Origin of the sequence: Streptomyces sp. NPDC046862 (assembly GCF_040704615.1) — a bacterium.
GTDB lineage: Bacteria > Actinomycetota > Actinomycetes > Streptomycetales > Streptomycetaceae > Streptomyces.
Map to the genome: position 1 here is coordinate 19,814 of NZ_JBEYXP010000018.1, position 12,445 is coordinate 32,258.

Here is a 12,445-nt window from a genome sequence, read left to right on the forward strand (position 1 = left end):
ACCTGGGGGAGGGCCACGGCTCAGCTCCCCGTGGGACGGACGAGCGCGACCGCCGTGCGCAGCAGGATGCAGACGTCCTGCCACAGGGACCAGTCGTCGATGTAGGCGTTGTCGAACCGCGCGCGGTCCTCGATGGAGGTGTCGCCGCGCAGCCCCTTGACCTGGGCGAGGCCCGTGATGCCGGTCCGCATGCGGTGGCGCTCCGCGTAACCCGGGTGGGTCTCGCTGAACTGGCCGACGAAGTAGGGGCGTTCGGGGCGCGGCCCGACCAGGCTCATGTCCCCTCTGAGGACGTTCCACAACTGGAGCAGCTCGTCCAGGGAACTCCTGCGCAGGAAGCGGCAGAACCAGCGCATCTGGTGCTCGTTCGCCACGCTCCACCGGGTCGCCGCCTCGTGCGCGTCGACCGGGCGGTGCGTGCGGAACTTCAGCAGCGTGAACGGCCGCCCGCCCTTGCCGATCCGCTCCTGCCGGAACACCACCCCGGGCCCCTCGGTCAGTCGCAGCACCACGGCGGTGACGAGCAACAGCGGGCTCACCAGAAGCAGCAGGGTCCCGGAGACGGCGACGTCCAGCGCCCTTTTGCCCAGGCCCTCATGACGTTCCGTCAACTCAAGTCGCCGACAGGTGAATCCGGCGAGCCGTTCACCTCCGCGGTCGTACGACGGCGATTCGGCGTCCACCTGCCACAGCGCGCACCCCGCCGCCGCCAGGGCCGCCGGCAACGGCCCGTGTTCGGAGCGGGGCCCCACGAGGAGGGCGGCCTGGACGCTGTTCTGGACGATCGCCCGCCGCACCTCCTCGTCGGTGGTGAGCACCGGCAGTCCTTCCTCCCCGGCCGGCTGGCCGGAGACCACGCCCACGGGCCGCAGCCCGCAGCCGGGATGGCGCAGGAACGCGGCGGCCACGCGTTGCGCGGTCGCCGCGGGGCCGATCACCAGAGCCGCACCGGGCCTGCGCAGCAGTGCCCGGCGCCGTTGCCAGTGCACGGCGCCGCGGCCCGCGCAGCTCGCCGCCGACTGCAGGGCACAGCCGAGGGCGAGGGTGCCCGCGGTCAGCACGTGGTCCGGGGAGTACGCCGCCACAGCCGCCGCGAGCACGGCCCAGCCGACGGCGATCCGCGCGCAGACGGCGGGCAGTTCGTCCAGCACCGCGGGCACGGCGGGCGGCCGGTACAGCAGCGCCCGCGCGTTCAGGCACACGACGGCCAGCAGCATCCCGGCCACCAGCAGCGGACGCCACGGAGTCCGGGCGTCGGTGAGCGCGAGGGCGACCAGGAGCGCGGCGCCGGCGTCCACCGTGAGCAGCGCCAGCCGCGCGACGTGCCGGTGAGGTCCGGGGCGTCGAGCGGCCGGGAACCGGGAGCCGTCGGTGGCCCCGCGCGGAGGAATGACCGAGACAGTCGAGGATCCGTACTCCCGTGGCTCTGCGCCGGGGGAGGGGACGGTACTTTCCGCAGTCACGAGTGGATTGACTCCCTGTACTCGGTGGTTTCCCCGCACGGGGTGTGCTCGACGAACGCGGAGTGCGGCCTCCGTGTCGAGCCGTGCAGCAGTTCGAGGTAGACGTCCGTCACGGCACCGGCGGTGTGCCGTACGTCGTGGTGGGCCAGGACGTGACGGCGACCCAGTTGGCCGAGGGACTCCCGCAGCCGTGGATCGAGCAGCAGCCGGGTCATGGTGCGGGCCAGCGCCTCGGGGTCCTCGGCGGGCACGGGTTCCTGACCCGCCGGCAGACTCTCGCGGGCCCCGTCCACATCCGTGATCACGACGGGCCGGCCGCACGCCATGGCCTCCAGCGGCGCCAGCGCCATGCCCTCCCAGCGGGACGGCAGGACGACGAGATCGGCGGCCTGGTACCAGGGCGCGGCATCGGGGGCGGCCCCGGCGAACAGCACACCCTCGGGCGCGAGCTCCCGCAGCGCAGACGCGTCCGGCCCGTCGCCGACCAGCACGAGCCGGGCTCCGGGCACCTGCCGGATCACCGCCCGCCACGCCGCCAGCAGGATGTCCTGCCCCTTCTGCCGGCACAGCCGCCCCACGCACACGACCAGCGGAGTGTCCGCACCGAGGCCGGCGAGCAGCGGCATCCCGGACCGTGCGGCGCTGAGGGCCGCGGGACGGAAGCGCCCCGGATCGACTCCGTTCGCGATCACCCGCCAGCGGGCCCGTACCCCGGCCCGTTCGCCGGTGACCCGCTCGGCCTCACTCACGCACACCACCCGGTCGGCCCAGCGGGCGCCCCACCGTTCCCACTTCAGGGCGAGTGAGGCGGTGGCCCCGTTCACCGCCTCGAAGGACCAGGCGTGCGGCTGGAAGACGGTCGGGATCCGTCCGCGTACGGCGAGCCGCGCGGCCAGCCCGGCCTTGGCGCTGTGCGCGTGCACCAGGTCGGGTCGTACGTCGGCGAGGACGCGGCGCAGGTGCCGTACCTCCCGTGCGAGCGTGCGCCCCGGCGAACGCGTGGCGTGCCAGTGCCGTACGTCGGCGCCGAGGGCCTTCAGGGCGGGGGCGAGGCCACCGCCGGGGCAGGCGACCGTGACGTGCAGTCCGTCGGCGAGCTGAGCCCGCATCAGGTCCGTCACGACCCGGGCCACACCGCCTTCCACGGGCTGGGTGATGTGCAGGATGCGCGAGGGAGGGGCCGACGGTGACAGGTTCACGGGTGTTCCTTGTTCATGGACCCGGAGTGGGGCGGAGTGCCTCACGGCCTGGCGTCCACGGCCACGAAGAGGGCTCCGACCCAGGCGGGGTCCCGCCGTGAGGCGATCCGGAACGCCAGCTGGTCCCCGCCGCGCCGGATCCCCTCGCGCAGATCGAGGACGTCGGAGTCGTAGCCGAAGGTGTTCGGGTGGTCGGGCGCGCGGTCCGGCCCGGTCCCGCCGAACTCGCTGATCGTCGAGTTCAGTCCGTCGTCCTGGGGGTTGGCCGCGTCGCCCAGCGCGATCGTGTCCTGGCCGCCGGTGGACACGCTGAACGTGTCGCCCGGTGAGCCGCGGTCCCCGTTGTAGGCGACCAGGCCGACCCGCCCGCCCGCGCCCTCCGGGAACGGCATCCCCGAGATGCGGACCTCCTGGTCCCGTTCGGCCGTCAGGGCGCCGAAACCGTCCCACATCGCCAGGTGCCGCAGCGGCTCCGACTCGTGCTCGTACGCGACGACCAGCGTCCAGCCGCCCCAGGTGCCGACGGGGGAGCGGCCGCCGGCCACGTTGATCTGCGCCACGGTGTAGAGCCCCGCACCGCTGGACTGCACCAGCGACGTGACGTCCGCGGTGGCCTGGAAGGCGTCCGCACCGTGCGCCACCTGGTGCCCGACCACCGAGTCCGCGAGCACCTCCTTGTACGCGCCGCCGGCCTCGGCGACGAGCACCCGCCCGTTGTCCTCCGGTGGCTTCTGCTCGCCGACCCGCAGGTTGCCGCCCCAGTACAGGCGCGCGTACGTCACTCGCGCTCCCTTGGGCAGACGCACCTCGCCGTGGCTGGAGTTGTAGGTGTTCGGGTCGCTGTCCACGTCGACGTACGTCATGTCGAAGTCGCCGTTCGCCCCCGCACGGCCCTCTCGGGCGCCGTTGCACGACGACGCGGCCGTGTTGCAGGTGACGGACGAGTTGGCCGCACGCACGATCCCCCCGCGCTGCACCGCGCGGTACCGCTGGGCGAACGAGAGGCTGTACGCCTCCGGTGCGGGCGGCGCGGCCGGGGCTGCTGCCGGGGAACTGCCGGGCGCACACATCGCCGCGAGGGCGAGGACGCCCGCGGCCGCACGGGGAAGCAGCGGACCCAGGGAATGGCGCATGACCGTCGGTGCCCTTTCAGAACGGGGGGCGGTGGCAGCGGCGACACGAGTGCGATGTGCCCGCGCTGAGGAGTGCGTTGGGAGGTTCGCAACTCTAGTCACCAACCGGACAAAGACGGTGATATTCGATGAAAACCGATAAGTGTGTCGGAATAGTTAAACCCGACCATCTCCGGAGCGCCACCGCAGCGGCGCGACCGGTGCTGTGCGTCCGAACGGGGGCCGGTGCGCGGGACATCTGACATATCGTCTGATCAGGCAGGACTCGGCGACCGAGGGACGCGCGGGATCACGAGCGGCGCATGATCGGTTGCGGGAAGCCGTGGGCGCTCTCACGGTGGGCTCAAGACTCAGCGCCCGCCGAAGGGAATGCCCATGCCTGCTCTTTCCGCACGGCACATCGCGTCCAGCGCGCTGTGCGCCGCCCTCCTGGTCGGTGTCACCGGCCCAGCCGCCATGGCGGTCGACACCGCGCGCGAGCGCAGCCATGCGGCGTCGGCCGATGCCCGGCTCCCCCGCGCGGACGCGATCCTGAAGAAACTCAGAAAGGTCAACGGAGGTGAACTCACCCCGGTCGCCGACCTCCTGCTCGCCGTGCTCGAGGCGGACGACGGCCGGCTGCCCGCCGACGAGGCGAGGAAACTGGGGGCCGCCGCGAAGCGCGCCCTGGCCAAGGCGTCCGTCAGGACTTCGACGACCTCGGGCCCGGCGACCTCGGACCCGGCGACCGACCTGATGTCGCCGGCTTCCTCCGGGGCGGCCGTCGGCCTCGCGGACGACGACGACCTGGACGACCTGCTCGATGGCCTGTTCGAAGGCGTGGCGGAGGACCTGCTGGAGGATGTCGGGGAGGCCGTCGACCGTCTCCTGGAGGCCATCACGCACAGCGTGCGCGACGTTCTCCCGGAGGTCGACGACCTGATGAGCGTGCTGGAGGACCTCACCGACGCACTGGCCGACGAAGGCCTGATGGAGACGACCTCGTCCGACGTGAAGGTGTCCAGCACGCAGACGCAGACATCGACCGTGACGCGTCCGGACTCGGACTCGGCCGTCGGCCTCCCCCTGCTCACGCCTCTGACGCAGGTACTGCTGTCAATTCTGTGAGCGTCATACGGTACGGCTAATTGCCCGTCCAGTCCGTCCAGTCGTGGTGTCTTCCCGGCCTCCGGGGCGGCACCACGACTGCTCTCATATGAGGAATTCGCAATTTTCGGCGTTCTGGTTTCCGCCCAGGCCAGGGCTCGTTAGGCACGGCGACAGAATTCCCTTCCGGCGACGAGCGTTGCCGTAAGAAAGGAACACGATGAAGTCTCTGAAGGCCGCCGCCGTGGTCGCCGGGTCCCTGATCGCCGCCGGTTCCGCCACACCCGCGTTCGCCCACGACGCCGCCGCCCAGGCGCCGACCGGCTACAGCGCCCCCGATCAGGCGCCCACCGGTTACAGCGCTCCGGCTCAGGCGCCGACCTACAGCGCTCCGGCCCAGAGTGCTCCGGTTCAGGCCCCGGCCCAGGCTCCGGCTCAGAGTGCTCCGGTTCAGGCCCCGGCCTACAGCGCACCGGCTCAGGCTCCGGCCCAGGCTCCGGTGCAGGCGCCGACTTACAGTGCTCCGGCCCAGGCTCCGGCTCAGAGTGTTCCGGCCCAGGCCCCGGCCTACAGCGCTCCGGCCCAGGCGCCTGCTGTCCAGAGTGCTCCGGCCCAGGCGCCCGCCGTCCAGAACGCTCCGGCTCAGGCCGCTGTCCAGACTGCTCCGGCCCAGGCGCCCGCCGCTGAGAGTGCTCCGGCTCAGGCACCCACCAGCCTCGTTGCCCGCGACCTGGCGACCACCGACCTCAGCGGCGGCATGACCACCAGGATTCCCAGCGGTCTGACCGGCACGGGCCAGGGCGCGCTGATCCCCACGGCGAAGGAGGCCGCGAGCGCGCTGAACGAGGCCAAGCCGGTGCACGGCAACCTGTGGATGTAGGGCTGAGCCCGTTGTACGGAGGCGGCCCCCGGTGAATTCCGGGGGCCGCTCCTCCGTGTGTACGGCCATGCGCCGGTGCCGGCGAACTCGGTGGGCGACGGGCCGTACCAGGTGTACCAGGACTGAACGCGCACGAACTGAGCGATGCGGCCCATGTCATGGGGAAAGCCCCGGCACTCGATGTGCCGGGGCTCTCGGGTTGTGACGACAGGCGTCAGTGGCCCTGGCGGTGGGCCTTCTTCGCGTTCTTCTTGTCGTCCTTCTTGTGGTTCTTCTCGTCCTCGCCGTTCTTGCAGACGTTGCCCGAGGCCTTGTTGAGGCCGCCGATCACGGTGACGGTGTTACCGCACACGTTGATCGGAATGTGGATCGGGACCTGGACCACATTGCCGGACAGGAAGCCGGGCGAGCCGATCGCCGCGGCCTTGGCGTCGGCGTCCGCCGTGGCGAGACCCGCCCCGCTGAGCACCACGGCGCCCGTACCGAGAGCAACAGCGCCAACCTTCGCGATGCGAGACATCACGTTCTCCTTATGGGTTCGATGAGTGCGGCAGCAGTACGCGCGACCGCACTGCCCGTTCAACGCGACGACTCCGTACGAGTCACGACGATCGTCCCGGGATCACCCTTTTGTACAAGCTGTTCGCCGACCCCGAGTCGTCGTGGGCGTTTCATCCGATAAAAGACATAAACGTCCCCTACAGTGACGACTGTAAGTGATCAGCTCACTACGAGCTGTGTCCACTTGAGAAACGGAGAGGTAATGCGCAAGTACCAGAAGGCCGCAGTCGTCGTGGCCATGCTCGGCAGTGTCAGCTTCCTGGGCGCCGGGGTCGGCCACGCCGACGGCGGCGGGAAGTTCAAGATCGACAACAAGCAGAACCAGTCGTGCGAGCAGAACGACTTCACGCAGGGGCTCGTCAACGTCGACGACGTCAACGTCAACGTCGGCCTCCTTCTCGGCCTCGGCAACCAGGACAACAGCGAGAAGGAGATCCTGAGCTGCGTCCAGTCCGCCGGCTAGTGGTCACTGGTCAGGTGGTCTAGCGCCGCATCGGGGAACTTCCTGCCCTGTGGTGACATGACGCGCCGTTCGGATGCCCATCCGGACGGCGCGCTGTCGTGTGCGCGCCCTGGCGGCGGGGGCGTCGAAAGGTCGTCACCCGAGGGGCGGTTGGCGGGGTGCGGCTGTCGGTTCGGCCATCCGGCGTATGCGCGGCCGCGCCGCGCCATGCATTTTTTGGGGGAAAGTTGCGCGACTGGGCGTTTCGCCTGTCAAAAGCCGCATACCTGACTTACTTTAGCGGCTGTCAGTGACCAACCCATCACGGGCTGTGTCCACTTGAGAAACGGAGAAGTAATGCGCAAGTACCAGAAGGCCGCAGTCGTCGTGGCCATGCTCGGCAGCGTCAGCTTCCTGGGCGCCGGGGTCGGCCACGCCGGGGACGACCACGGAAAGGTCAAGATCAACAACAAGCAGAACCAGTCCTGCGAGCAGAACGACTCGGTGCAGGGGCTCATCAACATCGACGACGTCAACATCAACGCTGGCGCCCTGCTCGGCCTGGCCACCCAGGACAACAGCGAGCGTGAGGCGCTGACCTGCACGCAGAACTTCTCCCTCGGTAAGTGATCACTGCTCAGGTGATCTAGGCAGGACTTCGGGGCCCGGACCAGGTGTCCGGGCCCCGATTCCTGTCGTGTGGCTTTTCGCCGGTCCACGTGTCCGGAACGACTCCGCCGTTCAGTCGCGGGGGGTCGACCGTAAAGGAAAAAGGTAGATGTTCAACTCGAAGAAGATCGCGGCGGCAGCGGCAGCGGGAGTCCTGGGGGGCTTCGCTCTGGTCGGCGTCGGAACGGCTCAGGCCTTCGCCGCCGACGGTTCCGGCCAGTGCGTCGACGACGGCAAGGGCCAGGTTCGCTGCGTGGGTGTGCACAAGCGGGAGTTCGTCACCGAATCGCTCGGAAACGTCCTTCTCGTCAACGAATCGGCGCAGTCCTGCCCGACTTCACGCAGTCAGGTCAACTGCGTCAGTGACGTCGTCGTGCCCGGCAAGAAGGCCTGATGTCCTCGGCGGCCGGCGCGGGGTCGGGCGCGGTGTCGTTCGGCTCGTGGGCGCGCGTACGGCCGCCTGTGGTGACGGTGTGCGGGAGGGGCGATCGGGCTGGAGTGCCGCTGAACTGCGGTGGCCCCAAGGGGGGTTGGCGGGGCGCGCTGGTCGATGGCTGCCGCTCGACGCCTGCTCCGAAATGTCGCGATAATACCTTTTTCTCGGAAACTCCCATGTCTGGGCGTTTCGCCTGTCAATAGCCATCGGTGTCGCCTACGGTAAGCGACTGTCAGTGACCACCCATCACGGGCTGTGTCCACTTGAGAAACGGAGCAGTAATGCGCAAGTACCAGAAGGCCGCAGTCGTCGTGGCCATGCTCGGCAGCGTCAGCTTCCTGGGTGCCGGTGTCGGCAACGCCCACGACGATGGCGGCAAGTTCAAGGTCGACAACAAGCAGAACCAGTCGTGCGAGCAGAACGACTCGCAGCAGGGCCTGATCAACGTCGACGACATCAACGTCAACCTCGCCATCCTGGGCCTGGCCAACCAGGACAACAGCGAGCGTGAGGCGCTGACCTGCACGCAGAACTTCTCCCTCGGCAAGTGATCACTGCTCAGGTGATCTAGGCAGGACTCGGGGCTCGGACCAGGTGTTCGAGCCCCGGGGCCTGCCATCTGGCTTTTTGCCGGTCCAAGTGTCCGGAACGACTCCACCGTTGAGTCGCGGGGTCGACCGCAAAGGAATAGATAGATGTTCAACTCGAAGAAGATCGCGGCGGCAGCGGCAGCGGGAGTCCTGGGGGGCTTCGCTCTGGTCGGCGTCGGAACGGCCCAGGCCTTCGCAGCCGACGGCCCCGGCAAGTGCGTCGACGACGGCCAGGGCCACGTGCGCTGCGAGCAGACGAGCAGGTACAAGCTCACCACCGACAAGGCCGGCAACGTCCAGGTCACCCACAACGCGACGCAGACCTGCCCGACTTCGCAGAGCGAGGTCACCTGCGTCAACAGCGTCGTCATCCCCGGCGGCAAGAACTGACGTCCGGCCGAGGCGGCCGGGACGCCCTTCTGCGCGTCGGCACCGTCACGTAAGCCCCCCACAGCGAGGATGGCCGGGCCCCTGTCACAGGGTCCCGGCCATCCTCGTTGGTGTCTGTGGTGTCTGTGGTGTCTGTGGTGTCTGTGGTGTCTGTGGTGTCTGTCGCGGGGAACTGAACGCCCAACGCCCCCTGCGCCAGGACATGGTCGTGGGCTCGGAGACACGCCTCCGAGCCCACGACCATGCGAGACTGCGAGACCGCGGTCAGCCGACGGACACCGGCTCAGGCTTCCGTTCGGCCAGCCGCTGCTCGCGGGCCACCGAGACGATGACGTCCCTCAACCGCTCCGCGTACCGGCTCATGTTCTTGTACGCGATGTCGGTGTCGGGGTAGCGGCAGGCGAACCACACGCCCTCGTGGAGCCGGTTGAGCCACACGCAGGCCTGGTCGCCGTACGACACCCTCATCAGCCCGTAGACCGACAGCTCGGCCCAGCGCTCCGAGCCCGGCAGGCCGCGGGCGTCGACGTAGGAGACGATCGAGTACAGGTCGGGTGAGGTCGGGCGGAAGTCGGCGCCCAGCAGTCGCAGCACGCGGGCCAGGGGAACGCGCGCCAGGGACCGGTTGGCCCGCAACTCGCCCTGCACGGCCCGCAGGGCGCTCGGGAAGTCGGCCGCCCGGGCGAGGGGAACCTCAAGGGGCGCGCCGCCGACGTACCAGCCCACCGAGTCCGACCACCGGGACTTCACCCGGGTGTGGAACGGCACGACCGTGCGGTAGACGGACTGGCCGCCCAGCTGGTGGGCGATGAGACTCGTGGCGGCCAGGACGCCGACCGCGCCTCCGCCGAAGGGCCGGCAGTACGCCTCGAAGGCGGCGGCGTCGTCCGCGCCCACGAGCATCTCGTTCATGAGCCGTTGGGTGGGGAGCTTGCCACCGGGGACCAGGCCGAGGTCGAGCGGGAAGTGCGGCAGTTTCCCGTCACAGCGGCGGATGAAGTCCCGCCAGCGGGCGACGACTTCGTGAGTGGCGTCGATCCGGTCCGCGTCCGCGCGCTCGATCTCGCAGAAGTCGACGTAACTGCCGGGCGACGTCTGCTCCACGCGGCGGCCCTCGACCGCCGCCGTGTACAGCTCGTGGACGTCGGCCGGGAGGCGCTGGATGGAGTACGAGTCGACGTTGCTGTGGTCGAAGGCCAGGTACACGCTGGTGGAGTCGTCCCGGACGACCGCCGCGTAGAGGAAGTTCGGCCAGCACAGCGCGTCCGCCGTGACGTCGAAGCGGTCCTGGAGGTGCTGGGTGAGTTCCGCCGGGTCGGAGAAGTCGCCGACGACCTCGCGGTGCAGGAACACGGCATCGGCGTCGAGTGTGAACCGGCGCATCTCGTCACCGGATTCGCCGCTCCAGCGGAAGCCGCTGCGCAGCGTCTCGTGCCGGAGCGTCCAACTGCGCAGGGCGTCCTGCAAGGTGTCGAGATCGACCCGGCCCGGGATGTCGAACGCCGCCCCCACCCAGGTCGGCACGAACAGGCCGCCCTCCCGCACCGAGCGGACCGTTCTGATGTGCGACTCCTGGATGTAGGCCGGTGGCCGGGAGTCCTCCGGCAGGCGCGCCGCCGCCTCGACGGTCGCCGGACTGAGCGTCCACTCGACGAGCCGTCCAGGTCGGACCTCGCAGCGCTGCATGTCGGTGATTCGCACGGGTTTCTCCGTTCACGGGTGGGGCAGATCCGGTCAACCGGATCAATCAAGGGAATGCCTGACCCACGACCGAAGGGCACCGACACGTGCGGTATCCCGGCATTTCAATGGATCGGGTGGCATGTCGAACAACGATGCCCAGCGGTCTTCGTTTCCCGCGGGCCGATCATTGCGGCGAACGGGTGACACCGCGTGACCGCCCGCGACCGATGTTCTTACCGCCCGTGTCGGCCGGTGTCCGTGCTGCTCGCGCCGACCGGTGTTCGTACCGCCCGCGGCGGTCCGGCGGGGAAATTCGGTTCGGTTCCGGGAACGGTGAGGCTAGCCTCCGCACCATGGCTACCGACCAACTGATCCGTCTGTTCACCGATGAGAACAGGGCCCGCGCCTTCGCCGCCGTCGCCCTCGGAGCCGACACCCCAGCCAAGGTCGGCGAGAGGGCCGGGCTGTCCCCCAAGGACGCCGCCGTGGCGCTGCGCAGGCTCCAGGACGAGGACGTGATCTCGACGGGAGACGACGGGCTGAGCGTCGCGTACGGGCACTTCAGGGAGCGCGTACGGCAGGAGCGCGTCGCCCGGGACGGCGGTGAGGGCGCCGAGGGCCACGGCTCCGAGGGCCCCGGCTCCGGGGACGAGCGGACCGAGGCGGTGCTGCGGACCTTCGTACGCGACGGACGCCTGGTGCGGCTGCCCGCCCAGTGGCAGCGCAAGGTGGTCGTGATCCGCCACATCGCCGAGCGCACCTTCGAGCCCGGCGTCGAGTACCCGGAGCGGGCGGTCAACGAGAAGCTGCAGGTCTGGTGCGAGGACGCGCCGGTCGACCATGTGACGCTGCGGCGGTACCTGGTGGACCTCGGACACCTGCGACGGCAGTTCGGCTTCTACTGGCGGGCGGCCCAGGCCTGAGACACCCGGGCAACGGGGTCCTGGCCCGCCGGGCCCTGACCCACGGGACGGCGGCCACGCAGGTTTCTCCGGCGCGGCACGCGCGTGGCTCCGCCGGTGCTCTGGGCCGCGTAACAACGCCTCGCCTCAGCTCACTCTGAGCGTGAGGGGAAGCGATCTGGTCACAAGGTCATTAGTTGGGCGCAGAGGAGTTCGAGATGCCTGGCACGGCCACCCGTCACCTCTATCTCGTTCGGCATGGCGAGGCATCGCCGGACGAGAACGGGCTGGCAGAGGGCGGCCGTCGTCAGGCCACGCTGCTCGGTGAGCGCCTGCGGGACATCCCCTTCGCAGCCATACACCACGGTCCACTGCCCCGGGCGGAGCAGACCGCACGCCTGATTGGCGACCAGCTGAACAACGTCCCGCTGCACGTCTCGGAACTTGCCGGTGACTACGTGCCCTACACGCCGGGAAAGGAGGAACTTCCGGCGGAATCAGCAGACTTCTATCTCCGCTTTCTCGATGGTGCCACCGACGAGGAGCGGATGCAGGGACCAGAGTTGGCCCGCAAGGCGCTGGATCTGTTCGCCGGGCCGGTGGAGGGCGAAGAGGACCGGCACGAACTCGTCGTCACCCACAACTTCCTGGTCGCCTGGATTGTTCGGGATGCCATGCATGCGCCGAAGTGGCGTTGGCTCGGCCTCCACTACTGCAACGCGGCACTTACCGTCATCCGATACGCGCCCAGCCGACCGGCGTCCGTCCTCATCTCCAACGACATGCGCCATCTGCCGGCCGAGCTGCGCTGGACGGGCTTTCCCTCCGAGTCGCACGTCTGAGTGCGCCCGCGACGCCAATACCTTGGTGATCGCGTCAGACGATGGTCGACAGACGTGTCCCTTCAGCGCGTTGGTCGGGTGACCGGATGTGTCTCGGTTGCACGGCACCGGCGCGCGTGGCCCCGCTCCTGATCCATGCGTCGCTCTGAGGGCCGGTGACCGGGCGCCC

At 69.6% G+C, this 12,445-nt stretch carries 14 protein-coding genes; 9 read left to right on the forward strand and 5 right to left on the reverse strand.

Annotated elements, in window-relative coordinates:
- Positions 1-20: 20 nt before the first annotated feature.
- The 3 genes from AB0959_RS21115 to AB0959_RS21125 are packed head-to-tail and all read right to left on the reverse strand — an operon-like array spanning position 21 to position 3,795.
- Positions 21-1,463, reverse strand: coding sequence for an exopolysaccharide biosynthesis polyprenyl glycosylphosphotransferase (locus AB0959_RS21115; protein WP_366827962.1), 1,443 nt, complete (start codon positions 1,461-1,463; stop codon positions 21-23).
- The gene (locus tag AB0959_RS21120) at positions 1,460-2,662 is read right to left on the reverse strand and encodes a glycosyltransferase (protein ID WP_366827963.1); all 1,203 of its coding nucleotides are present in this window, start codon (positions 2,660-2,662) and stop codon (positions 1,460-1,462) included. Before AB0959_RS21120 ends, AB0959_RS21115 begins: the two co-directional genes overlap by 4 nt.
- Positions 2,663-2,703: 41 nt before the next feature.
- The gene (locus AB0959_RS21125) at positions 2,704-3,795 is read right to left on the reverse strand and encodes a DUF3344 domain-containing protein (protein ID WP_366827964.1); all 1,092 of its coding nucleotides are present in this window, start codon (positions 3,793-3,795) and stop codon (positions 2,704-2,706) included.
- A gap of 375 nt (positions 3,796-4,170) precedes the next feature.
- Between AB0959_RS21125 and AB0959_RS21130 the strand changes: the two genes are divergently transcribed.
- Together AB0959_RS21130 and AB0959_RS21135 are read left to right on the forward strand one after the other, a co-directional pair.
- Positions 4,171-4,902, forward strand: a complete 732-nt coding sequence (locus AB0959_RS21130; RefSeq protein ID WP_366827965.1) for a hypothetical protein — start codon at positions 4,171-4,173, stop codon at positions 4,900-4,902.
- A 199-nt stretch (positions 4,903-5,101) separates the two neighbouring features.
- Positions 5,102-5,761 carry a hypothetical protein gene (locus tag AB0959_RS21135; protein WP_366827966.1) on the forward strand — a complete coding sequence of 220 codons (660 nt, stop codon included), beginning with the start codon at positions 5,102-5,104 and terminating at the stop codon, positions 5,759-5,761.
- A 214-nt stretch (positions 5,762-5,975) separates the two neighbouring features.
- Here the strand turns inward: AB0959_RS21135 and AB0959_RS21140 are convergent, their stop codons facing one another.
- Positions 5,976-6,281 carry a chaplin gene (locus AB0959_RS21140; protein ID WP_366827967.1) on the reverse strand — a complete coding sequence of 102 codons (306 nt, stop codon included), beginning with the start codon at positions 6,279-6,281 and terminating at the stop codon, positions 5,976-5,978.
- 243 nt (positions 6,282-6,524) lie between these two features.
- Here AB0959_RS21140 and AB0959_RS21145 point away from each other — a divergent pair, with 243 nt between their 5' ends.
- The 5 genes from AB0959_RS21145 to AB0959_RS21165 all read left to right on the forward strand — a co-directional run bounded on the left by AB0959_RS21145 (position 6,525) and on the right by AB0959_RS21165 (position 8,849).
- Positions 6,525-6,785 carry a hypothetical protein gene (locus AB0959_RS21145; RefSeq protein ID WP_366827968.1) on the forward strand — a complete coding sequence of 87 codons (261 nt, stop codon included), beginning with the start codon at positions 6,525-6,527 and terminating at the stop codon, positions 6,783-6,785.
- Between the two features lie 336 nt (positions 6,786-7,121).
- On the forward strand, positions 7,122-7,394 hold the full coding sequence (locus AB0959_RS21150) for a hypothetical protein (protein ID WP_366827969.1): 273 nt from the start codon (positions 7,122-7,124) through the stop codon (positions 7,392-7,394).
- Between the two features lie 148 nt (positions 7,395-7,542).
- Positions 7,543-7,827 (forward strand): hypothetical protein, encoded by a 285-nt coding sequence (locus AB0959_RS21155; RefSeq protein WP_366827970.1) that lies wholly within the window; start codon positions 7,543-7,545, stop codon positions 7,825-7,827.
- Positions 7,828-8,150: 323 nt separating this feature from the next.
- Positions 8,151-8,420 (forward strand): hypothetical protein, encoded by a 270-nt coding sequence (locus tag AB0959_RS21160; protein ID WP_366827971.1) that lies wholly within the window; start codon positions 8,151-8,153, stop codon positions 8,418-8,420.
- A gap of 144 nt (positions 8,421-8,564) precedes the next feature.
- Positions 8,565-8,849: a hypothetical protein gene (locus tag AB0959_RS21165; RefSeq protein ID WP_366827972.1), complete on the forward strand. Its 285-nt coding sequence runs from the start codon at positions 8,565-8,567 to the stop codon at positions 8,847-8,849.
- A 264-nt stretch (positions 8,850-9,113) separates the two neighbouring features.
- Here the strand turns inward: AB0959_RS21165 and AB0959_RS21170 are convergent, their stop codons facing one another.
- The gene (locus AB0959_RS21170; RefSeq protein ID WP_366827973.1) at positions 9,114-10,550 is read right to left on the reverse strand and encodes a condensation domain-containing protein; all 1,437 of its coding nucleotides are present in this window, start codon (positions 10,548-10,550) and stop codon (positions 9,114-9,116) included.
- A 335-nt stretch (positions 10,551-10,885) separates the two neighbouring features.
- Here AB0959_RS21170 and AB0959_RS21175 point away from each other — a divergent pair, with 335 nt between their 5' ends.
- Together AB0959_RS21175 and AB0959_RS21180 are read left to right on the forward strand one after the other, a co-directional pair.
- The gene (locus tag AB0959_RS21175; protein WP_366827974.1) at positions 10,886-11,455 is read left to right on the forward strand and encodes a DUF2087 domain-containing protein; all 570 of its coding nucleotides are present in this window, start codon (positions 10,886-10,888) and stop codon (positions 11,453-11,455) included.
- Positions 11,456-11,652: 197 nt separating this feature from the next.
- Positions 11,653-12,276, forward strand: coding sequence for a histidine phosphatase family protein (locus AB0959_RS21180; protein ID WP_366827975.1), 624 nt, complete (start codon positions 11,653-11,655; stop codon positions 12,274-12,276).
- The last annotated feature ends 169 nt before the right edge of the window (positions 12,277-12,445 follow it).

Bases quoted from the DNA above. Each gene is read 5' to 3' on its own strand.
- AB0959_RS21125 (WP_366827964.1), bottom strand. From the start codon at position 3,795: ATGCGCCATTCCCTGGGTCCGCTGCTTCCCCGTGCGGCCGCGGGCGTC.
- AB0959_RS21130 (WP_366827965.1), top strand. From the start codon at position 4,171: ATGCCTGCTCTTTCCGCACGGCACATCGCGTCCAGCGCGCTGTGCGCC.
- AB0959_RS21165 (WP_366827972.1), top strand. From the start codon at position 8,565: ATGTTCAACTCGAAGAAGATCGCGGCGGCAGCGGCAGCGGGAGTCCTG.
- AB0959_RS21150 (WP_366827969.1), top strand. From the start codon at position 7,122: ATGCGCAAGTACCAGAAGGCCGCAGTCGTCGTGGCCATGCTCGGCAGC.
- AB0959_RS21175 (WP_366827974.1), top strand. From the start codon at position 10,886: ATGGCTACCGACCAACTGATCCGTCTGTTCACCGATGAGAACAGGGCC.
- AB0959_RS21155 (WP_366827970.1), top strand. From the start codon at position 7,543: ATGTTCAACTCGAAGAAGATCGCGGCGGCAGCGGCAGCGGGAGTCCTG.
- AB0959_RS21135 (WP_366827966.1), top strand. From the start codon at position 5,102: ATGAAGTCTCTGAAGGCCGCCGCCGTGGTCGCCGGGTCCCTGATCGCC.
- AB0959_RS21180 (WP_366827975.1), top strand. From the start codon at position 11,653: ATGCCTGGCACGGCCACCCGTCACCTCTATCTCGTTCGGCATGGCGAG.
- AB0959_RS21145 (WP_366827968.1), top strand. From the start codon at position 6,525: ATGCGCAAGTACCAGAAGGCCGCAGTCGTCGTGGCCATGCTCGGCAGT.
- AB0959_RS21160 (WP_366827971.1), top strand. From the start codon at position 8,151: ATGCGCAAGTACCAGAAGGCCGCAGTCGTCGTGGCCATGCTCGGCAGC.
- AB0959_RS21140 (WP_366827967.1), bottom strand. From the start codon at position 6,281: ATGTCTCGCATCGCGAAGGTTGGCGCTGTTGCTCTCGGTACGGGCGCC.